22 protein-coding genes are annotated in these 21219 nt (G+C 67.9%); 14 read left to right on the forward strand and 8 right to left on the reverse strand.

Annotated features, from left to right (window positions below; genetic code table 11):
* Positions 1–182 precede the first annotated feature (182 nt).
* From ccmA to rpmF, 8 genes are all read left to right on the forward strand, one after another.
* Positions 183–782 (forward strand): heme ABC exporter ATP-binding protein CcmA, encoded by a 600-nt coding sequence (ccmA, locus tag JNK84_RS03705; protein WP_441343201.1) that lies wholly within the window; start codon positions 183–185, stop codon positions 780–782.
* Positions 779–1450 (forward strand): heme exporter protein CcmB, encoded by a 672-nt coding sequence (gene ccmB / locus JNK84_RS03710; protein ID WP_293420687.1) that lies wholly within the window; start codon positions 779–781, stop codon positions 1448–1450. Before ccmA ends, ccmB begins: the two co-directional genes overlap by 4 nt.
* Positions 1451–1525: 75 nt before the next feature.
* Positions 1526–2170 carry a J domain-containing protein gene (locus JNK84_RS03715; protein WP_293420689.1) on the forward strand — a complete coding sequence of 215 codons (645 nt, stop codon included), beginning with the start codon at positions 1526–1528 and terminating at the stop codon, positions 2168–2170.
* 157 nt (positions 2171–2327) lie between these two features.
* On the forward strand, positions 2328–3317 hold the full coding sequence (cobS, locus tag JNK84_RS03720) for a cobaltochelatase subunit CobS (RefSeq protein ID WP_293420691.1): 990 nt from the start codon (positions 2328–2330) through the stop codon (positions 3315–3317).
* Positions 3318–3327: 10 nt separating this feature from the next.
* A complete protein-coding gene (locus JNK84_RS03725; protein WP_293420693.1) occupies positions 3328–3741 on the forward strand; it encodes a GNAT family N-acetyltransferase in 414 nt (137 codons plus the stop codon).
* Positions 3738–5642 carry a cobaltochelatase subunit CobT gene (gene cobT / locus JNK84_RS03730; protein WP_293420695.1) on the forward strand — a complete coding sequence of 635 codons (1905 nt, stop codon included), beginning with the start codon at positions 3738–3740 and terminating at the stop codon, positions 5640–5642. The genes JNK84_RS03725 and cobT overlap by 4 nt, the downstream gene beginning before the upstream one ends.
* A complete protein-coding gene (locus tag JNK84_RS03735) occupies positions 5642–6664 on the forward strand; it encodes an esterase-like activity of phytase family protein (RefSeq protein WP_293420697.1) in 1023 nt (340 codons plus the stop codon). Before cobT ends, JNK84_RS03735 begins: the two co-directional genes overlap by 1 nt.
* A 117-nt stretch (positions 6665–6781) precedes the next feature.
* On the forward strand, positions 6782–6973 hold the full coding sequence (rpmF, locus tag JNK84_RS03740) for a 50S ribosomal protein L32 (RefSeq protein WP_293420699.1): 192 nt from the start codon (positions 6782–6784) through the stop codon (positions 6971–6973).
* A 310-nt stretch (positions 6974–7283) separates the two neighbouring features.
* Here the strand turns inward: rpmF and JNK84_RS03745 are convergent, their stop codons facing one another.
* On the reverse strand, positions 7284–7718 hold the full coding sequence (locus JNK84_RS03745) for a GlcG/HbpS family heme-binding protein (RefSeq protein WP_293420701.1): 435 nt from the start codon (positions 7716–7718) through the stop codon (positions 7284–7286).
* 211 nt (positions 7719–7929) lie between these two features.
* Here JNK84_RS03745 and ggt point away from each other — a divergent pair, with 211 nt between their 5' ends.
* A complete protein-coding gene (gene ggt, locus JNK84_RS03750; protein WP_293420801.1) occupies positions 7930–9507 on the forward strand; it encodes a gamma-glutamyltransferase in 1578 nt (525 codons plus the stop codon).
* Positions 9508–9540: 33 nt separating this feature from the next.
* On the opposite strand, the gene JNK84_RS03755 is transcribed toward ggt, so the two are convergent.
* Positions 9541–9894 (reverse strand): hypothetical protein, encoded by a 354-nt coding sequence (locus JNK84_RS03755; RefSeq protein WP_293420703.1) that lies wholly within the window; start codon positions 9892–9894, stop codon positions 9541–9543.
* Positions 9895–10119: 225 nt separating this feature from the next.
* Between JNK84_RS03755 and JNK84_RS03760 the strand changes: the two genes are divergently transcribed.
* Positions 10120–11868 carry a phosphodiesterase gene (locus tag JNK84_RS03760; protein ID WP_293420705.1) on the forward strand — a complete coding sequence of 583 codons (1749 nt, stop codon included), beginning with the start codon at positions 10120–10122 and terminating at the stop codon, positions 11866–11868.
* Positions 11869–11871: 3 nt separating this feature from the next.
* Here JNK84_RS03760 and phaR read toward each other — a convergent pair whose 3' ends face one another.
* A complete protein-coding gene (gene phaR / locus JNK84_RS03765; protein ID WP_293420707.1) occupies positions 11872–12477 on the reverse strand; it encodes a polyhydroxyalkanoate synthesis repressor PhaR in 606 nt (201 codons plus the stop codon).
* Between the two features lie 231 nt (positions 12478–12708).
* On the opposite strand from phaR, the gene JNK84_RS03770 reads away from it, so the two are divergent.
* Positions 12709–13884: an acetyl-CoA C-acetyltransferase gene (locus tag JNK84_RS03770; protein WP_293420709.1), complete on the forward strand. Its 1176-nt coding sequence runs from the start codon at positions 12709–12711 to the stop codon at positions 13882–13884.
* A 162-nt stretch (positions 13885–14046) separates the two neighbouring features.
* Positions 14047–14769 (forward strand): beta-ketoacyl-ACP reductase, encoded by a 723-nt coding sequence (locus JNK84_RS03775; protein WP_293420711.1) that lies wholly within the window; start codon positions 14047–14049, stop codon positions 14767–14769.
* A 78-nt stretch (positions 14770–14847) separates the two neighbouring features.
* On the opposite strand, the gene JNK84_RS03780 is transcribed toward JNK84_RS03775, so the two are convergent.
* The 3 genes from JNK84_RS03780 to argJ form a co-directional block, all read right to left on the reverse strand.
* A complete protein-coding gene (locus JNK84_RS03780; protein ID WP_367272222.1) occupies positions 14848–15036 on the reverse strand; it encodes a Flp family type IVb pilin in 189 nt (62 codons plus the stop codon).
* Between the two features lie 14 nt (positions 15037–15050).
* On the reverse strand, positions 15051–15470 hold the full coding sequence (locus JNK84_RS03785) for a (deoxy)nucleoside triphosphate pyrophosphohydrolase (protein WP_293420713.1): 420 nt from the start codon (positions 15468–15470) through the stop codon (positions 15051–15053).
* Between the two features lie 82 nt (positions 15471–15552).
* Complete coding sequence (argJ, locus tag JNK84_RS03790) at positions 15553–16803, reverse strand: bifunctional glutamate N-acetyltransferase/amino-acid acetyltransferase ArgJ (protein WP_293420715.1); 1251 nt, start codon at positions 16801–16803, stop codon at positions 15553–15555.
* A 150-nt stretch (positions 16804–16953) separates the two neighbouring features.
* Here argJ and JNK84_RS03795 point away from each other — a divergent pair, with 150 nt between their 5' ends.
* Entirely contained in the window at positions 16954–18189 is a 1236-nt protein-coding gene (locus JNK84_RS03795; protein ID WP_293420717.1) for an ABC transporter permease, read from the forward strand.
* Between the two features lie 21 nt (positions 18190–18210).
* Here the strand turns inward: JNK84_RS03795 and JNK84_RS03800 are convergent, their stop codons facing one another.
* Positions 18211–19233: a Gfo/Idh/MocA family protein gene (locus tag JNK84_RS03800; RefSeq protein WP_293420719.1), complete on the reverse strand. Its 1023-nt coding sequence runs from the start codon at positions 19231–19233 to the stop codon at positions 18211–18213.
* A 30-nt stretch (positions 19234–19263) separates the two neighbouring features.
* Positions 19264–20097: a YihY/virulence factor BrkB family protein gene (locus tag JNK84_RS03805; protein WP_293420721.1), complete on the reverse strand. Its 834-nt coding sequence runs from the start codon at positions 20095–20097 to the stop codon at positions 19264–19266.
* Positions 20098–20201: 104 nt separating this feature from the next.
* Between JNK84_RS03805 and JNK84_RS03810 the strand changes: the two genes are divergently transcribed.
* Positions 20202–21110, forward strand: a complete 909-nt coding sequence (locus JNK84_RS03810; RefSeq protein ID WP_293420723.1) for a methyltransferase domain-containing protein — start codon at positions 20202–20204, stop codon at positions 21108–21110.
* Positions 21111–21219 lie beyond the last annotated feature (109 nt).

Here is a 21219-nt window from a genome sequence, read left to right on the forward strand (position 1 = left end):
CGATGATCCCCTCGAAAAGCGGAGGCCGACATCGCGCCCAAGGCGGGCGAAGTCAAATGACGCAGAAGGCGCGGCGGCCGATCGCGCGCGTTATAGAGGGATTCCAATCAACCCGCCATATGGCTGAAACCCGTTATGGCCCCTTCGCAGATCACCCTTTCGTCGCGTAAGAAGCTCGCATGCTGCGCCTCGTCGCCACCGACCTGACCTGCCGGCGCGGTGGCCGCACCGTGTTCCATGGGCTGTCCTTCGCCGCCTCCGGGGGCGAGGCTGTTCAGGTCACGGGGCCGAACGGCTCGGGCAAATCGAGCCTTCTGCGTCTCGTCGCAGGGCTGGTGCCCGCCGATGAGGGGACTGTCGCGCTGGAGGGCGGCGATCCCGAAGCGACAATCGGCGAGCAGGCGCATTATTGCGGCCATCAGGACGCGTTCAAGCCGTCCCTGACGCTCGCCGAGAACCTCGATTTCTGGACCGCCTTCCTCGGCGGGGACGGCGAAGCGCGACCCGCGCTCGCCCGCCTCGGCCTCGACCATCTCGCCGACCTGCCGGCGGGCTATCTCTCCGCCGGCCAGCGGCGGCGGCTGGCTCTCGCGCGGCTGCTCACGGTGAAGCGCCCGCTCTGGCTGCTGGACGAGCCGACCGCGGCGCTCGACGCGGCAAGCCAGAAGCTGCTGGCCGTCATCATGGCGGAGCATGTCGGCGGCGGCGGCGTGCTGCTGGCCGCCACCCACATGCCCCTCGGCATTGCCGCGCGCGAGCTCGCGCTCGGGGACACCCCGTGAGCAGCCCGCTCGCGGCCCTGTTCCTGCGCGACATCAGGCTCGCCGTCCGCGTCGGCGGCGGAGCGATGACCGGCATCGTCTTTTTCCTCGCCGTCGTCACCATCGTTCCCTTCGGCGTCGGGCCGGACATGAATCTGCTGGCGCGCATCGGCCCCGCGATCCTGTGGGTCGGCGCGCTGCTCGCCACCCTGCTTGGCCTCGACCGGTTGTTCCAGGCCGATGCCGATGACGGCTCGCTCGACCTCCTGATGATGGGCCAGACGCCCTTGCCGCTGGTCGTGCTCGCCAAGGCCACGGCGCACTGGATCGCCACCGGCCTGCCGCTGGTGATCGCCGCTCCCGTGCTCGGCCTCCTCGTCAATGTGCCGCCCGAGGCGCTCGGCGTCGTGGCGCTGACCCTCGCCGTCGGCACGCCGGCGCTCAGCCTCATCGGCGCGGTCGGCGCGGCGCTGGCGGTCAGCCTGCGGCGCGGCGGGCTGCTCATGGCGATCCTGGTCTTGCCTCTGACCATTCCAGTGCTCATCTTCGGTGTCGCGGCGACGACCGCCGGCATGGTCGGGCCGCTGCCCTTCGGCCAGCCCTTCGTGGTCCTGCTCGCCCTGTCGCTGTTCGCCTGCGTGCTCGGGCCCATCGCCGCTGCGGCAGCCTTGCGCTTCGGTCTCGAATAGCGCCGCAGCGACCGTTTCGTCTTGTCCCGTTAACCGCGGGCCCCCATAATTGCCGACTCCATTCGAACCCGACCGATGAAGCCCCATTCGCCCTATTTCGATCGCATCCGCGTCAAGCCCGAGGACGACCGCCGCGCCGCCGCGCGCCCGGGCGTGCGCGTGTGCTCGCATGCGGGCTGCAAATGCGAGGCGACCCATCGCGCGCCGCTCGGCCGCGATCGGGAGGGCCAGTTCGTCTGGTTCTGCCTCGACCACGTGCGCGAATACAATGCGGGCTACAATTACTTCGCCGGCATGAACGACGCGGCGGTCGCGGCCTATCAGAAAGATGCGATCACCGGCCACCGTCCCACCTGGAACATGGGCGTCAACGCCTGGAACAAAGACGGCCGGCGCGAAGGCGCCGACTCCCACGCCGAAACCCGTTTCGACCCGCGCAAGGCGCGCGATCCCTTCGGCATGTTCGAGGGCGCCGAGTGGCGGCACGCGAGCGAGCGCGCGGCCGAGCCCGAGGGCCGGATGATCCGCAATGCCGAGCGCAAGGCGCTCGACACGCTGAATCTCGACATCCATGCAACCGCCGTCGAGATCAAGGCGCGGTTCAAGGAGCTCGCCAAGCGGCATCATCCCGACGCCAACGGCGGCGACCGCTCGCGCGAGGACAAGCTGCGCGAGATCATTCAGGCCTATAACTACCTGAAATCCGTCGGCTTCTGCTGAGACAACACGACCGTATCGCTGATCGCGCCCATCAGAAAAGCGAATGGCTTTCCCGCAAAGGGCACCCTTCCGGGCGCGCGCTGCGATCTGGTAAGGTTGCTTCGATCACATCAAGACGTGGCTCGCCGCGCCCGTCGCGGCATCGGAGGTTTCTTTCGTGACAGTGCAGGCTGAAAAAGTGTCCGGCCTCCCGGATACCACCCTTTCCGTGCGCAAGGTGTTCGGAATCGATTCGGACATGACCGTCCCGGCCTATTCCCAAGGCGGCGACCATGTGCCCGACCTCGATTCGGACTACCTGTTCGACAAGGCGACGACGCTGGCGATCCTCGCCGGCTTCGCCTTCAACCGTCGCGTGATGGTCTCCGGCTATCACGGCACCGGCAAGTCGACCCATATCGAGCAGGTCGCCGCGCGCCTCAACTGGCCGTGCATCCGCGTCAACCTCGACAGCCACGTCTCGCGTATCGATCTCGTCGGCAAGGACGCGATCGTGCTGAAGGACGGCAAGCAGGTCACCGAGTTCCGCGACGGCATCCTGCCCTGGGCCTATCAGCACAATGTCGCGCTCTGCTTCGACGAATATGACGCCGGCCGCCCGGACGTGATGTTCGTCATCCAGCGCGTACTGGAATCCTCCGGCCGCCTCACGCTGCTCGACCAGAGCCGCGTGATCCGCCCGCATGCCGCCTTCCGCCTGTTCGCGACCGCCAACACGGTCGGCCTCGGCGACACGACCGGCCTCTATCACGGCACGCAGCAGATCAACCAGGCGCAGATGGACCGCTGGTCCATCGTCACCACGCTGAACTATCTGCCGCACGACAACGAGGTCGGCATCATCCTCGCCAAGGCGAAGAACTTCGCCAAGACGGCCGAGGGCCGCGACCAGGTCAACAAGATGGTGCGCGTGGCGGACCTCACCCGCAACGCCTTCATGAACGGCGACCTGTCGACCGTCATGTCGCCGCGCACGGTGCTGACCTGGGCCGAGAACGCCGACATCTTCAAGGATATCGGCTTCGCCTTCCGCCTCACCTTCCTGAACAAGTGCGACGAACTGGAGCGGACGCTGGTCGCCGAGTTCTACCAGCGCTGCTTCGGGCAGGAACTGCCGGAGAGCGCCGTCAACGTGGCGCTGAGCTGATCGGGGCGCCATGGTTGAGGTTCGCGTCGAGCCAACCTACGGCGCCGCGAAGAAGTTCATCGCGGCGGGGCTCGAGGATTTCAACCGCAGGCATATGAACGCGGGCACACCGAAGTCCTTCGCCGTCACGGCGTTGGACGAGGGCGCTGCCCGTGGCGGCGTGATGGTCGAGGGCGTGGGTGCCTGGATGTACCTGACCCTCCTCTGGGTCGAGGAGGGTTTTCGCCGCCGAGGATTTGGCACCTCGCTGCTTCAGAAGGCGGAGCTGGAAGCAAAGGAGCGTGGCGCCATGGGGCTTCTGGTGGACACTTTCTCCTTTCAGGCGCCCGATTTTTACAGGAAGCACGGCTACTCGGCTTACGGGCAGATCGCGGATTTCCCTCAGGCCGGAATGGTCTGGCATCGGTTCAAGAAGACGCTATGACGACGTCAAATTCCAAGGCCAAGCCGAATACCAAGGAAAGCCCGACCGAACCCTTCAAGCGGTCGGTCGCCTCCTGCATGCGCGCCATCGCCCGGCGCGATCTCGAAGTCACCTATGCCGCGGACAAGCCGGGCCTTGCCGGCGACAAGGCGCGCCTGCCCGAGCCGCCGCGCAAACTGGCGCCGCGCGACGCCGCCATCGTGCGCGGCCATGGCGACGCCATGGCGCTCAGGCTCGCGGTCCACAACGCCAAGATCCACCGCTCCGTTCTGCCGGACGGCCAGCAGGCCCGCGCCGTGTTCGAGGCGGTCGAGAATGCCCGCATCGAGGCCATCGGCTCGAACCGCATGGCCGGCGTCGCCAAGAACCTCACCGCCCGGCTGGAAGACCACTACCACCGCATGGGCAAATACGAGGACATCACCGACAAGGCCGATGCGCCGATCGAGGACGCCCTCGCGCTGATGGTGCGCGAGCGCCTGACCGGCCAGAAGGCGCCGGCCGAGGCCGCCAGGATCGTCGATCTCTGGCGCGACACGATCGAGGCCAAGGCGGGGAAGAATCTCGAGAATCTCGTCGGACTCGAAAACGATCAGCGCGCCTTCGGCAAGGCCGTGCGCGATCTCCTGACCTCGCTCGACATGGGCGACGAGCAGGGCCGCTCGGACGATGAGGACAATCAGGACGACGCCGACAGCCAGGAGCAGGAAAGCCCAGAATCCGGCGAGAGCCCGGACAGCCAGGACGAGGAATCCTCCGAAGGCATGCAGATGGAGGACGCCGAGGAGATGGCCGACGAGTCGCCCGACGGCGCTCAGGAAGCCTCCGACGCGGAAACCGCCGAACTGCCCGACGAGAACGATCTCGGCGATGCCGAGGACGCCTCCGAACCGTGGCGGCCGAAATCGCAGGGCAACGAGCGCAAGGGTCCGGACTACAAGCCCTTCACGCCGAAGTTCGACGAGATCATCGACGCGCCCGACCTCTGCGACGCCGAGGAACTGGACCGGCTGCGCGCCTATCTCGACAAGCAGCTCGCCCATCTCGGCCCGGTGGTCGCGCGCCTCGCCAACCGGCTCCAGCGCCGCCTGATGGCGCAGCAGAACCGCTCGTGGAACTTCGACCTCGAGGAGGGCATCCTCGACCCCGCCCGCCTGCCGCGCGTCATCATGGACCCGATGGCGGCGCTCTCCTTCAAGCAGGAAAGCGACACCAAGTTCCGCGATACCGTGGTGACGCTGCTGCTCGACAATTCCGGCTCCATGCGCGGCCGGCCGATCACGGTCGCCGCCACCTGCGCCGACATTCTCGCACGCACGCTGGAGCGCTGCGGCGTCAAGGTCGAAATCCTCGGCTTCACGACGCGCGCCTGGAAGGGCGGGCAGGCCCGCGAATTCTGGCTGCAGAACGGCAAGCCGGCCAATCCCGGCCGCCTCAATGACCTCCGCCACATCATCTACAAGGCGGCGGACGCGCCCTGGCGGCGCGCGCGCAAGAATCTCGGCCTGATGATGCGCGAGGGCCTGCTCAAGGAGAACATCGACGGCGAGGCGCTCGACTGGGCGCACAAGCGCCTGCTCGGCCGCTCCGAGCAGCGCAAGATCCTGATGATGATCTCGGACGGCGCGCCGGTCGACGATTCCACCCTGTCGGTGAACCCCGGCAATTATCTGGAACGGCACCTGCGCTGGGTCATCGAGGAGATCGAGACCCGCTCGCCGGTCGAACTCATCGCCATCGGCATCGGCCACGACGTGACGCGCTACTACCGCCGCGCCGTGACCATCGTGGATGCCGAGGAACTCGGCGGAGCCATGACCGAGAAGCTCGCGGAACTGTTCGACGAGAACGCGCCGGAGGGTGGCCACGCGCCGCAGCCGGTCCGCCGCAAGGTCGCCTGATGGACCGACGCAGGGTGCTGGGCCTCGCGGGCGGCCTCGCCGCTGCGGGCGCTATGCCTCATCTGGCTGTCGCGCAGCAGCGCGGCGTGCCGGCGGCGGCCGACATCGTCGTCCGCTCGTTCCCGATCAATGCCTTCATGCCGTCCGACAACGGCAAGACACGCTTCGGCCAGCTCGAATTCCGCGGCGGGCTCGAACTGCAGTCGGATCACGCCGCTTTTGGCGGCTTTTCCTCGATCCGCATGGACGCGGCGGGCCAAAGGCTCACCGCGATCAGCGACAAGGGCCAGTGGCTCACCGCGCATGTCGACACGGAAGGAGCGAAGCTGTCCGGCCTGTCGCAGGCGCGCATGGCGCCGATCCTCGGCCCCAACGGCCGGCCGCTCGCGTCCACCGGCAACTGGGATACGGAATCGCTCTGGATCGAGGGCGGCACGGCCTGGATCGGCGTCGAGCGCACCCACCGTATCTTCCGTTTCGACACGTTCGGCCGCGACGGGCTCAATGCACGCGGCGCGCCGATCCCCGTGCCGATGGGCAATAACCGCCTGCCGTCGAACCGGGGCATCGAGGCACTCGGCATCCTGCCCCGCCCCTCGCCGCTGGCCGGAACGCTGCTCGCCGTCTCGGAGCGCGGCCTCAATGCCTCAGGCGACATCCGCGCCTTCCTGATCGGCCGGGGCGATCCCGCCGAGGTCTTCGTCAAGCGCACCAACGATTTTGACGTCACCGACCTCGCCTTCCTCCCGAATGGCGACCTTTTGCTGCTGGAGCGCTGGTTCTCCGCCTGGCGCGGCGTCGCCTTCCGCATCCGCCGCATCGATCTCGCGGCGATCCGGGCGGGCGCGACGGTGGACGGCCCGATCGTCATGTCGGCGGACATGACCGGCCAGATCGACAATATGGAAGGGCTCGCCACCCACCGGAACGCCGAGGGCGAGACGATCCTGACCGTCGTCTCCGACAACAACTTCTCCTTCCTCCAGCGCACGCTGCTGCTGCAATTCGCCTGGAAGGGCTGAGAAACCCGACGCCAGATTGCCTCTGGCATGGCCCGCCAAAAGCGTGTATAGGCCCGCGTCTCAGAGATTTCGCCGCCGTGCGGACCCCAGTCCCCGGCCACGCCAGAAGAGAGTTCCATGGCCGTTCCGAGAAGAAAGACCTCGCCCTCGCGCCAGGGCATGCGCCGCTCGCATGACGGCCTCAAGGCCCCGACCTATGTCGAGGACAAGGACTCCGGCAACCTGCGCCGCCCGCACCATGTCGACCTGAAGACCGGCATGTATCGCGGCAAGCAGATTCTGAAGCCCAAGACGTCGACCAACGACTGACGTCGATCAACGCCTGATTCCGCCTGCCTGGCCTTCGCGCCGGGGCAGACGAACGAAAGCCGGTCTCGCGACCGGCTTTTTTGTTGTCTGTTGCAAGGCCCCGCTCCGGCAGCGGCGCAGGAAGTGATCAGACACACCACGTCATGCCCGGCCATAGGCGGCCGTTGGCCGCCGTTCTTCCAGTTGAACGCCAAGGCCTTGCCTTGGCCATGCCGGGTATCCACGAATTTCCTTCATCGCCGCGTTCACGGCCTGGATGGCCGGGACAAGCCCGGCCATGACGAGGAAAGTTACATCGCGCGGCGACCTGTCAGGCCCCGGTATCGGCCTTCAGTCCGGCAGCCTCGATGCCCGCGACGGCGGCAAGCTCGTCATTGTCGGACGTATCGCCGGAAATGCCGACCGCGCCGAGCAGCGTGCCTGCGGCATCGCGGATCAGGACGCCGCCCGGCACCGGGGTCAGGCGGTCGCGCGTCAGGCCGCCGAGGGCCGTGATGAAATGCGGCCGGTCGACCGCCATCTTCTGGAGCGTCCGCCCGCCAACCCCGACGGCGACGCAGCCATAGGCCTTGCCGTGGGCGATATCGGCACGCAGCAGCGCGTTGCCGTCCTCGATAGCCGTCATCTTCACCGCGCCGCGCGCATCGACGACGACCACCCCTATCGGCTTGAAACCGTTGGCGCGTCCATGGGCGAGGGCCGCATCGGCAATGGTGCGGGCCTGGGCAAGGGTCAGTGCGGTCATGAAAACTCCGGGAGGGTCACCTTCGGCGGGGTAGCGATCATGGACCATGGTCCGGTATGGACCAAGCCCTGCGTCCGGTGCACGGAACGCTGTCCCGCCGCGTCGTGGCGAAGCCCGGCATCTTTGTGTTAGGTCTGCCACAATCGAGAAGCATGGCTGCCGGCCGGGCTGGCGGGCCAAGGTCCGGGAGGACATTGAATTGACGTTCCAGATGCGCGACTTCCATCGCCCCGGCCGTTCCCCCGCCTATGCCACGGAAGCGATGGCGGCGACCTCTCACCCGCTGGCGACCGCCGCGGCCATCGACATCCTGAAGGCCGGCGGCACGGCGGCGGACGCCGCGATCGCGGCCGTCGGCGTGATGGCGGTGGTCGAGCCGCACATGACCGGCATCGGCGGCGACTGCTTCACGCTGATCTCGAAGCCCGGCAAGCCGATCTGGGGCTATAACGGCTCCGGTCGCGCGGCCAAGGCCGCCACCGCCGCCCGCCTGCGCGACCAGGGCCTCACGTCGGTCGCTCCGGACAGCGTTCATGCCGTCACCGTGCCCGGCGCCATCGAGGCATGGGAAACCATCCTCAAGACCCATGGCCGCTTCGATCTCGGCCGCGTGCTGCAGGCGGCGATCCGCTACGCCAAGGAAGGCTGGCCCGTGACGCCGCGCGTCGCCTTCGACTGGGCGCCCGACGCCGCGGCGCTGGCGAAGGATGCGGGCGCTGCCCGCCACTACCTGCTCGATGGCCGTGCGCCGGCCGCCGGCGAGCGCATGACCAGCGCGGCGCTGGGCGCGACGCTGGAGGAGATCGGCAGGCACGGCGCCAAGGGCTTCTACGAAGGCCGCGTCGCCGAGGACATCGTCAGGACGGTGCAGGCCAAGGGCGGCCTTCTGACGCTGGACGATCTCGCCGCCCATCGCGGCACGGTCGAGACGCCCGTCATCGGCGATTACAAGGGCACCGGCGTCGCCGAGCTGCCGCCGAACGGCCAGGGCATCACGGCGCTGATCATTCTCAACATCCTCGAGCAGTTCGACATCGCCAGTCTCGACCCGACCTCGCCAGAGCGTTTGCATCTGACCATCGAGGCGTCGCGGCTCGCCTATTCGCTGCGCGACACGCATATCGCCGACCCCGCGCACATGAAGGTCACCGTCGACCAGCTGGTGTCCAAGAGCTTCGCCAGGACACTCGCGGCGATGATCGATCCCGGCAAGCGCACCCCTCGCCTCATGCCGCCGCCGCCCGGCACCAACACGATCTACTGCACCATCGTCGATCGCGACCGCATGGCGGTGTCGTTCATCAACTCGATCTTCCACCATTTCGGCTCGAAGATCTGCACACCGGAAACCGGCATCCTGCTGCAGAATCGCGGCTCCAGCTTCAACCTCGACGACAGCCATCCGAACTGCATCGGGCCGGGCAAGCGGCCGATGCACACGATCATCCCCGCGATGATGCTGGAGAAGGGCGAGGTGACCTGCTCGTTCGGCGTGATGGGCGGCAGCTACCAGTCGACCGGCCATGCCCACGTCACCTTGAACACGGTCGATTACGGCATGGATCCGCAGGCGGCCATCGACTCGCCGCGCGCCTTCTTCGAGGGCGAAAAGACCACCATCGAGCCGACCTGGCCGGCCGCGACCATCGACAAGGTCCGCGCCATGGGCCACGACGTCGAGGTCACCACCAAACCGATCGGTGGCGGCCAGATGATCCGCATCGAGAAGTCCGGTTTCCTCGTCGGCGGCTCGGATGCGCGCAAGGACGGCCTGGCGCTGGGCTACTGAGCCACGGCGGGGCTGGGTTTCGCGGCAGCGTCCTCAGATGTCGCGGCGCAGGATGGCGCCGCGGCGCGTGCCGCGCGCCGCCGGATCGGAAGCCTGATAGCTCGCATCGGCCTCGTCAGCACCGGCCCGCCGGTTCGCACGCGACTGGGGCATGTCCAGGCGAGCGGCGAGAAGCTGGGCGACGAAAGCGGCCTGCGGCCGGCGCCCGCGATCCTGCCGCGCGGGCGGCTCCTCCGTCGCGACGGCATCGATCACGGCCACGCGGGCATCCGCCGCCGGCCCCTGCCAGTCGGTAGCGGCGCGGCTCCGGCGGCTGCCGAGATGGTCGGCGAAGCGGCGCCTCCAGCGAACCGACGACGCCCTGCCTGCTCCGTTGACGGTCACCATTGCGGCCTCCGATCGTCCGGGCGGTACACATGATCCGCCCCCGACCGGTGAATGGCAAGTTACGGACCGGTTAATTCCCGTATCGAAATGGCACAAGAAGGGCGCCTCTTGCCCGGTTTTGCCGTTCTTCGCGCCGCATTCGGCGTGTTGCCTGCACGAAGCTTACGTAACGATACGTTTCCTTCACCGTTTTGCCGTCTGATGAATGCGGCGATCGGGGTGGCAATGGCATTGGGCAGCAGCGAGGCTTCGACGGGCGGCACGGCGGTGTCAGGCGCGGCGCCAGCGACGGACGGCGCGGCCGACGCCATTCTCTCTTCCGTCGGCACGGCGACATACGAATGGGCGGTGCCCTCGGACCGCCTGAGCTGGAGCCCGAACGCGGCGGCGCTGTTCGGCGTTGAGGATCTCGCCCGCTTCGGCACCGGCCGCGCCTATGCGCAGCTTCTGGCTGCGGAGTCCCCTTCCGGGCGCTATGAGGCGGTGGTCAACTCGCCGCATGTCGATCGCGGCGACGGCGTCGCCTACGAGATCGAATATGCCGTCTCCCCACGGCCTGACATCATCCACTGGATCGAGGATACCGGCCGCTGGTTCGCGTCCTCCGACGGGCGGCCCCTGCGCGCCCACGGCGCCGTGCGCATCATCACCGACCGCTACGAGACCCGCCGCCGCCTGATCGAGGCGAGCGAGATCGACCCGCTCACCGGCCAGCTCTCGCGCCATCGCTTCTGCGAGGTGCTGGAAGAAGCGCTGGACGACGCCCACAAGGTGCGCGGCTCCATCGGCTTCATCGTCGCCGCAGTCGACAATCTCGCCCATGTCAACGATGCCTACGGCTTCGACATCGCCGACGCGATCATCGCGGCGATCGGCCGGCGCATCCGCACGCGCATGCGCGGCGGCGATCTGCTCGGCCGGCTCTCCGGCAACAAGTTCGGCCTCCTGATGCGCAATTGCCAGCCGGAGGACATGGCGGTGGCCGCCGACCGGATCCTGGCGGTGGTTCGCGACGACGTGTTCATGACCGGGGCGGGGCCGATCGCGGTCAGCGTCACCATGGGCGGCGTCATCGCGCCGCGCCATGCCTCCTCTCTCGCCGCCATGATGGGCCGCGCGCAGGAAGCGCTGGACGGGGTCAAGGCGCGCCGCCGCGGCGCCTTCCAGGCCTATGTGCCGAACCTCGAACGCGACCGGCAGCGCCGGGAGAACCTCAGGGTCACCGACGAGATCGTCGCCGCGCTCAACGACCGGCGCGTCGGCCTCGCCTTCCAGCCGATCGTCTCGGCGGGAGCGGACCGCCGCGTCTCGTCCTATGAATGCCTGCTGCGCATCCGCCGGTCCGACGGTTCGCTGCTGCCAGCCTCGACCATCGTGCCGCTGGCGGAAAAGCTCGGCCTCGTCAGGCTGATCGACGCGCGCGTCCTCGAACTCGCCATTGCCGAACTGGCCGGGTCTCCCGCTCTGAGCCTGTCGATCAACGTCTCGCCCGCGACGACCATGGACCATGCCTGGATCAGGGCGCTGGAGGCGCAGCTGCGCGCCAATCCCGGCGCCGCCGGGCGGCTGACCGTCGAGATCACCGAAACCTCCGCCATCGCCGATGTCGACGAGACCCGCCGCTTCGTCGCCAAGGTGCAGGGGCTCGGCTGCCGGGTCGCCATCGACGATTTCGGCGCCGGCTACACCTCGTTCCGCAACCTGCGCAGGCTTGGCGTGGACTGCGTGAAGATCGACGGCCCCTTCGTCGAGAACTATCACCGCAGCGAGGACGACCGGCATTTCGTCCGGACGCTGCTCGGGCTTGCCCAGCACATGGGCCTGTCGACCGTCGCGGAATGGGTGCCGACCGAGGAGGTCGCGCGCGAACTGGCGGCGCTCGGCTGCGACTATCTTCAGGGCGACCACACCGGAGCGGCCCTCGAAGACCGCCCGTGGCTCGCGGCCGCGAACCCCGTCGCGCTCAGGGCCTGACGGTCACTTCCGCGACAGGCCTTCGATCTTCTTCTGCATCGCGGCGAGCTGGTTCTTCAGCTCGTCCAGGTCACTGGCTTCGGACGCCGGAGCAGCCGCGGGCGGCTCGGGGGCGGCTTCACCGGCGGGCGCCTCGGCCGGACTGCCGTCCTCGCGCTTGCCGAACGGCGAGAACATCGAGAAGGCCCGCTCGAACATCTCCATGTTGCGGCGGATATGCTGCTCGAAGGGCGCGGTGAGCGGATTGACGCCAAGGGTGGAGGCGAGCTGCTGGCGCAGCTTGTCCTGCTCCTTGGACAGGGAATCGATGGACATTTCCAGATAGCGCGGCACCAGCAGCTGCATCGAGTCGCCGTAGAACCGGATGAGCTGGCGCAGGAACGAGACCGGCAGCATCTTCTGCCCGTCCTTGTTCTCCTGCTCGAAGATGATCTGGGTCAGCACGGACCGCGTGATGTCCTCGCCGGTCTTCGCATCGTAAACGAGGAAGTCCTCGCCGGCTTTCACCATCGAGGCGAGGTCCTCAAGCGTCACGTAAGTCGAGGTTCCCGTATTGTAGAGACGCCTGTTGGCGTATTTCTTGATGGTGACCGGACCGCTCTTCGCCATCTTTCCCCCTGGCATTCGTTCTGCGGTGCCATGCCCGCTGACGCCATGATTTCGTCACGATAGGTTTTTTTTGCACGCGCTGCCACGGTTTTGTGCAGCGCCGCTGCCGCCCTGCCGCATCCCGCACGGCTCCTTGGCAATTAGGCGCGGTTGACAGGCCCGCCATGCCGTAGACATGGTCATCGGGACCCCTCGCTGCCGGGCCCGGCGGCCACTTACTGGAGGAAACGCATGTCCGAGGACATCGTCATCGTTGGTGCCGCCCGCACCCCCGTCGGTTCGTTCAACGGCGCGCTGTCGAGCCTGCCGGCTCACGAGCTCGGCGCCGTCGCCATCAAGGCCGCGCTGGAGCGCGCCAACGTGAAGCCCGACGAGGTGGACGAGGTCGTGTTCGGCCAGATCCTCACCGCCGGCGAGGGTCAGAACCCCGCCCGTCAGGCCGCCATGAAGGCCGGCATCCCCGCCGAGAAGACCGCCTGGGCGCTGAACCAGCTCTGCGGCTCGGGCCTGCGCACGGTCGCCATCGGCCTCCAGCAGATCGCCAACGGCGATGCCAAGATCATCGTCGCCGGCGGCCAGGAGAGCATGAGCCAGGCCCCCCACGTCGCGCATCTGCGCAACGGCACCAAGATGGGCGCGCTTGAAATGGTCGATTCCATGCTGAAGGACGGCCTGATCGACGCCTTCCACGGCTACCACATGGGCATCACCGCCGAGAACGTCGCCGAGAAGTGGCAGATCACCAAGGAAGAGCAGGACAAGTTCGCCGTCGCCTCCCAGAACAAGGCCGAGGCGGCGAAGAAGTCCGGCCGGTTCAAGGACGAGATCGTTCCCGTGACCATCGCCTCGCGCAAGGGCGACATCGTCGTCGATACCGATGAATACATCCGCGACGGCGCCACCATGGACGCCATGGCCAAGCTGAAGCCCGCCTTCAAGAAGGACGGCACGGTGACCGCCGCCAACGCCTCGGGCATCAATGACGGCGCGGCCGCCGTGGTGCTGATGACCAAGGCGGAAGCCGACAAGCGCGGCCTGAAGCCGCTCGCCACCATCAAGTCCTGGGCGACCGCCGGCGTCGACCCCGCCATCATGGGCTCGGGTCCGATCCCGGCCTCGCGCAAGGCGCTCGAAAAGGCCGGCTGGTCGGCGCGCGACCTCGACCTCGTCGAGGCCAACGAGGCCTTCGCGGCGCAGGCCATCGCGGTCAACAAGGACATGGGCTGGGACACCGACAAGGTGAACGTCAATGGCGGCGCCATCGCCATCGGCCACCCCATCGGCGCCTCGGGCGCGCGCGTTCTGGTGACCCTCATCCACGAAATGCAGAAGCGCGACGCCAAGAAGGGCCTCGCCACGCTGTGCATCGGCGGCGGCATGGGTGTCGCCATGTGCATCGAGCGCTGAACCGGCATCGAGCGCTGAACCGGCGCTGAGCGCAAACCGACACGCGGGGGGCGGCGGGCCGCCTCCCAGCACCCAGAACGACAGGCTGGAACAACTCGTCACACAAAAGATGACGGGGCCGGCGAATCGTCTATCCAGAGGAAACCCCAAGGGAGGAACTGCATGTCACGGGTCGCATTGGTCACGGGAGGCTCGCGCGGCATCGGCGCGGCGATCTCGAAGGCGCTGAAGGCAGCCGGCTACAAGGTTGCCGCCAATTATGCCGGCAATGACGAGGCCGCCGCCGCCTTCAAGGCCGAGACCGGCATCCCGGTCTTCAAGTGGTCGGTCGCCGACTACGAGGCCTGCGCCGCCGGCATCGCCAAGGTTGAAGCCGAGCTCGGCCCGGTCGACGTGCTGGTCAACAATGCCGGCATCACCCGCGACGCCATGTTCCACAAGATGACCCCTGCCCAGTGGAAGGAAGTCATCGACACCAATCTCTCCGGCGTCTTCAACATGACGCATCCGCTCTGGACCGGCATGCGCGACCGCAAGTTCGGCCGCGTCATCACGATCTCCTCGATCAACGGCCAGAAGGGCCAGATGGGCCAGGCGAACTATTCCGCCGCCAAGGCCGGCGACCTCGGTTTCACCAAGGCGCTGGCGCAGGAGGGCGCGAAGGCCGGCATCACGGTCAACGCCATCTGCCCCGGCTACATCGCCACCGACATGGTGATGGCGGTTCCCGAGAAAGTGCGCGAGGCGATCATCGGGCAGATCCCGGTCGGCCGGCTCGGCGAGGCCGGCGAGATCGCCCGCGCGGTGCTGTTCCTCGCCTCCGACGAGGGCGGCTTCATCACCGGCTCGACCCTGACGATCAATGGCGGCCAGTACCTCGCCTGAGCGAGAGACGGCGCTGACAAAGCGAAAGGCCGGGCTGACGCCCGGCCTTTTCGTTGCGCTCTGCTGGAAGCGGCGAACCTATTTCCAGTTACCGACAAGCTTGCCGTAGAAATTCGTCTCGACCGTCCCGCCCAGTGTGTAGACAGCAACCATCACCGCCCCTGCGACACCGGCGGCGAGCATCGAATATTCGACTGCCGTCGCCCCGCTCGCATCGGCGGCGAAACGGCATCCAATGGCCTTCATCCTGCGAAAGCTGAAAGCCATCCTGGCCTCTCCTGTCAGTCGCGCGCCTCGCCGAGCAGCTCGGTGAGGAAGGGAATGAGGGGCTCGTCGGCGGGCGGCATCGGGTAGTCCCTCAGCCGCCCGGGCTTCACCCAGGCGAGCCTTTGACCTTCGAGGCTCTGGACGCTTCCCTCCCACCTCCGGCAGACCCACAGCGGCATGAACAGCTGGAAGGTCTCGTAGGCGTGGCTGGCGAATGTCAGCGGGGCGAGGCAGGGTTCCTCGACCGCGATCCCGAGCTCCTCGCGAAGCTCACGGATCAGGGTCTCCTCCGGCCTCTCCCCCGGCTCGACCTTGCCGCCGGGAAACTCCCAAAGACCCGCGAGCGGCTTGCCGGCGGGGCGCTCGGCGAGGAGGATCCGGTTGTCCGGATCGACCAGCGCGCAAGCCGCCACGAAGACGAGCTTCACGGTCATGGCACCATCCTTGTAGCGGCCAGAAGTTAACGTTTATGGCGGGCGATAGTCACAACGCAGTCATGCGCCGTAACGATTGGGTTCAGGAGCGGTAGTCGCCATTGATGGCGACGTAGTCCTTCGTCAGGTCGCAGGTCATGACCTTGGCCGTGCCCTTGCCCAGGCCGAGATCGGCGGTGATGACAATGACATCCTTTTTCATAACCGCGCTGGCCGCCTTCTCGTCATAGGCGGGGTCGCGCTCGCCCTCGTGGGCGACGCGGACATCGCCGAAGGAGATCGACAACCGGTCGCGCTCGGCCGGCTCGCCAGCCTTGCCGACCGCCATGACGACACGGCCCCAATTGGCGTCCTCGCCGGCGACGGCGGTCTTCACCAGCGGGGAATCGGCAATGGACTTGGCGACCTTGAACGCCGAGGCGTTCGACACGGCGCCCTTGACCACGACATGGACGAGCTTGCGCGCGCCCTCGCCGTCGCGCGCGACCTGCTCGGCAAGGTCCGCCAGCACCGCGTCCAGCGCTTGTCTGAACCCGGCGAGCCGGCGGTCGGCCGCCTTCTCGATAACCGGCGCGCCGAGCTTCTCGGCCGTGCCGGTGGCGAACAGCATCAGCGTGTCGGAGGTCGAGGTATCGCTGTCGACCGTCACCGTGTTGAACGTCGTCTTGACGCCCTTCGACAGCAGCGCCTGCAACGCCTCGGCGGCGATCGGCGCATCGGTGAAGACGAAGGACAGCATGGTCGCCATATCCGGCGCGATCATGCCGGCGCCCTTGGCCATGCCGTTGATCGTGACGGTCGCCTCGCCGAGCTTCGCCGTGGCGGTCGCGACCTTCGGGAACGTGTCGGTGGTCATGATCGCCTTGGCGGCATCGAGCCAGCCGCTCGATTTTCCGGCGGAGAAGGTCGCGTCCAGCACGCCCTCGTATTTGGTGGCGTCCAGCGGCTCGCCGATCACGCCGGTCGAGGCGAGGAAGACTTCCGACTGTTTGCAGCCCGCCGCCTTGGCCGCGATCTTCGCGGTCAGCGCCACGGCGTCGCGGCCCTTCTTGCCTGTGAAGGCATTGGCATTGCCGGAATTGACCACCAGCGCGCGCGCCTTGCCGCCGGCGAGATTGGCCCGGCACCAGTCGACCGGCGCGGAGGGGCATTTCGAGCGGGTGAAGACGCCCGCGACCGTCGTGCCCTTGGCGAGGCCGATGGCCAGCACGTCGGTACGACCCTTGTAGCGGATGCCCGCCTCGGCGGTGGCCATGGTCACGCCGTCGATCGGCGGCAGGGTCGGCACCTTTTTCGGCGCGAGCGGGGAGACGGGCGGGACGAACTTGGCCATGGCTTTCTCGGCGTTCCTCGGGTCGGCTTTGCTAAGCCCTTAGCCGAACGCCCGTGTGACGGGAAGCGGCGGCGATGCATGGGGCGGCATTGCCCGGCCGATTACCAAGCTTTCATGCGCAACCGCGCCGGCAAATGCTATGATGCCACCATGAGCATGCTCGAAGCCATCCGCGAGGCCCTCTCGGCCTTACGCGCGCACAAGCTGCGCTCGGCGCTGACCATGCTCGGCATGGTGATCGGCGTCGCGGCGGTCATCGCCATGGTCGCCATCGGCGGCGGCGCGCGCGAGCGCGTGCTGAGCCAGGTCAAGTCGCTCGGCGCCAACCTGTTCATCGTCCTGCCGGGCAATGTCACGCAGGGCGGCGTGCGCCTCGGTCTCGGCGCCTCCTCCTCGCTGACCGAGGACGATGCCCGCGCCATCGAGGCGGAAGTCCCCTCGGTGCAGGTCACCGCGCCCAACAGCCGCACGCGCACCCAGCTGGTCGCCGGCGGCAACAACTGGTTCACCGAGGTCGTCGGCGTCGATCTCGGCTGGTTCGAGGCGCGCGAATGGACCAACGCCACCGGCCGCCTGTTCGAGCCGGAGGAGATCCAGCGCGGCTTGCAGGTCGTCATCCTCGGCCAGACCGTCGCCCGCAACCTGTTCGGCGAGGGCGTCGATCCCATCGGCGAGACGGTCCGCATCCGCGCCGTGCCGTTCCGCGTCATCGGCGTCATGGACGCCAAGGGCCAGTCGATGATCGGGCAGGATCAGGACGATACCAGCTTCGTGCCGCTGGCCGCCGCCCGCCAGCGCCTGCTCGGCGTCAACCGCGCCAATGCCCGCGCGGTCGGCGTCATTCACGTGAAGGTGCGCGAGGGCGAGAGCATGGCGCAGGCGGAGGACGAGATGCGCCAGTTGCTGCGCCAGCGCCACCGCCTCCAGCCGGGGCAGGAGGACGACTTCCAGATCCGCAACCTCACCGAGATCGCCAACACGGCGGCCGGCGCCGCCACCACCCTGTCGCTGCTGCTGGCGGCGGTCGCTGCCATCTCGCTGGCGGTCGGCGGCATCGGCATCATGAACATCATGCTGGTCAGCGTCACCGAGCGCACCCGCGAGATCGGCCTCCGGCTCGCGGTCGGCGCGCGCCGCCGCGATGTCATGCGCCAGTTCCTGATCGAGGCGACCTCGCTCGCGGCCATCGGCGGCATTGTCGGCATCGCCACCGGGCTCGGCGCGGCGCTGGCCATTTCCACCCGTCTCGGCTGGCCGCTGCTGGTGGAGCCTCAGGCGGTGATCGGCGCGGTGCTGTTCTCCGGCCTGATCGGTGTCTTCTTCGGCTGGTATCCGGCGAAGCGCGCCAGCCTGCTCGACCCGATCACCGCGCTCCGGACGGTGTAGGCAGGACGCGCCCCGCCAGGGTCAGTCCGCCAGATCGACCGTCGCTCCCGAACGGGCGCTCCTGGCGATAGCATCCAGCGTCAGGGCGATATCGACCGACTGTTCCGGCGTGGCGCCCGTCCAGCGCGAGGGGCCCTCCAAAATCATGTCCCGGAACGATTCGGCTTCGGCGAGGAAGCCGTTGCCTCCCGCCACCTCGATGGTCTCGACCGGGATGCCGAGCGTCGTGCCGCGCCGGATATTGAGGATCGGCGGGCCGCCCATCGGCGGATGATTGAGATAGGTTGTCTCGATCCAGCCGGCATCGCCAGCGATCAGCGCATGCCGATGAAACGCCGTCGCGAAGCTGCTCGACACCTGCGCCAGAATGCCGCTCGGAAAGGTGAGCGTCGCGGCCACGCTGAGATCGACGCCCGTCTCGCCCCACGCGGCCATGGCATGGACGCGCGCCGGCCGCTCGCCGGCGGCAAGCAGCGCGAGGCTCACCGCATAGCTGCCGGCATCGAGCAGGGAGCCGCCGCCGACATCCGGGATCAGGCGGATATTGGCGGGATCGGAAAAGGCGACGCCGAAGCTCGACCGGATCAGCCTGACCTTGCCGATGGCGCCCTCGGCCAGCAGCTCCCGCAGCTTCAGCGTCTGTGGCTGGGCGCGATAGGGATAGGCCTCGACCAGATGCCGGCCCGCCTTGGCCGCAGCGGCGAACATCGCCCTGACCTCGCCGACGTTCATCGCCAGCGGCTTCTCGCACAGCACGTGCTTGCCGGCTTCCAGCGCGCGGATCGACCATTCCGCGTGCAGCGAATTCGGCAGCGGATTGTAGATCGCGTCGATGTCGGGATCGGCGAGCAGGGCCTCGTAGGAACCGACCGAGCGGGGAATGCCGCACTCCCGCGCGAAGACCTCGCCCTTGCCGGCATCGCGGCTCGCCACCGCCGCGACGCTGACGATCTTCGAGGTCGCCACGCCGCTCGTGAAGGCGCGGGCAATATTGGCCGCGCCGAGAATGCCCAGGCGCAGCGGGCGGGATGCCAGATCGTTCATCGCATTGGTCCTTCCCTGCGCCGTGCCGGCCTAGATGATCTTGCCCTGCGCCCGCCAGATCGCGGCGTTAAGCTCACCGCCCCACACGAAGATGGCGGCCGTGTAGTAGAGGAAGACCAGCGCCACCATGACCGAGGCAAGGCCCGCATAGGTGTTGACGTAGTTCTGCGCGAAGCTCGCGAGATAGCTGCCGAACAGCGTGCCGCCGATCAGCCAGAGCAGCATGGTGACGACGATCCCCGGCAGCACGTCCTGAAACCGCCGCCGGCCCGCCGGCAGGAACAGATGGACGATGGTCAGCGCGATGGCGATCACCACCGAGGCGATGATCACGCGCGCGAACAGCACGACCCAGCCGAAGGGCGCGAGCCAGGGCACCAGCCTGACCGCCGTCGCCCAGATCAGCGGGCCGAACACCACCAGCACGGAAACGAGAAGCAGGGCGGCCGCGCCGATCACCACATAGGCGATGGATTCGATGCGGCAGACATACCACCAGCGCATCTCCTTCACCTCGTAGGCGCGGTTGAGCGCGGTGCGCAGCGCCTCGATCCCGTTGGAGGCGAAATAGACCGCCAGGAAGACGCCGACGGTCAAAAGGTCGGTGCGGAACGTGGTCAGCACCGTTTGGATTTCGTGCGCGATGGGGCGCGCCACCACCTCCGGCCAGGCCTCAAGCAGGATGCGCGTCACCTCGTCGGCATAGGATTTCGAGCCGAGAAACCCGCCGAGCGCGGTCACGACGATCAGGAAGGGAAACAGCGACATCAGCCCGTTGAGGGCGATATGGCTGGCGATCGCCCAGCCATCGTCGGCAAGGAACTGTTCGGTCGCCTCCCAGGCGACGCGCGCTGCCTTCAGCATGAAATCCCTTCCGATCTGCCCGCCGCGACTGTTGCGGGAAACGACGCAAGCCTGCAAGCGTTCCACGGAATGGCCGGTTTGACGCATGGGGCCGGAGCCGCCATATGCGGGCCATGACCGCGCCGCGCCATTTCGACCGGGAGCTGATGGGGCTGCGACGCCTGCGGGCGGCGCGCACCGAACCCGCCGACTTCCTGCTGCGCCACGTGGCGGAGGATCTCGCCGATCGGCTGGATCTCGTCCAGCGCGACTTCCGCGCCATTGTCGACCTCGGCTCGCCCACGGACGCCATCCGCGCGGCGCTCGCCGCACGCGGCCGGCCGATGGCCATCGGCACCGAAGTTGTGCCGGCCCTTGCCGCCAGGCGCGCCGCGCCTGTCGTCGCCGCCCATGCCGACATGCTGCCCTTCGCGGCCGGCAGCCTCGACCTCGTCGTCTCCGGCCTTGCGCTGCAACTGGTCGACGACCTGCCCGGCGTCTTCGTGCAGGTCCGCCGCGCCCTGAAGCCGGACGGCCTGTTCCTCGCCGCCATGCTCGGCGGCGACACGCTCACCGAGCTCCGCCAGTCCTTCGCCGAGGCCGAGAGCGAGGTGGACGGCGGCCTGTCGCCGCGCGTCGCCCCCTTCGCCGATGTCCGCGACATAGGCGGACTGTTGCAGCGCGCCGGCTTCGCCCTGCCGGTCACCGATTCCGACCGGCTCACCGTGCGCTATGCGGACGTCTTCGCGCTGATGCGCGACCTCCGCGCCATGGGCGCGACCAACCCGCTTGCCGACCGCATCCGCCGGCCGCTGAAGCGCGCGACGCTGCTGCGCATGGCGGCGATCTACCACGAGCGCTTCGCCGATCCTGACGGGCGCATCCGCGCGACGTTCCAGATCGTCACCCTGTCCGGCTGGGCGCCGCACGAAAGCCAGCAGCAGCCGCTGAAGCCAGGCTCCGCCAAGGCGCGCCTCGCCGATGCCCTGAAGGCCGTCGAACTCTCCACCGGCGAGAAGCCGTCGGGCTCGTGACCGGCTCGACAGGGCGCGGCGCGGACACAGGTCGGGCATCACGCCGAAAACCGGTTCCCAGTTTTCGGGATCATGCTCTAGTCTCTTTCCATTCCAATCTCCGCATTCT

The sequence above is a fragment of the Phreatobacter sp. genome (assembly GCF_016793595.1).
Classification (GTDB): Bacteria; Pseudomonadota; Alphaproteobacteria; order Rhizobiales; family Phreatobacteraceae; genus Phreatobacter.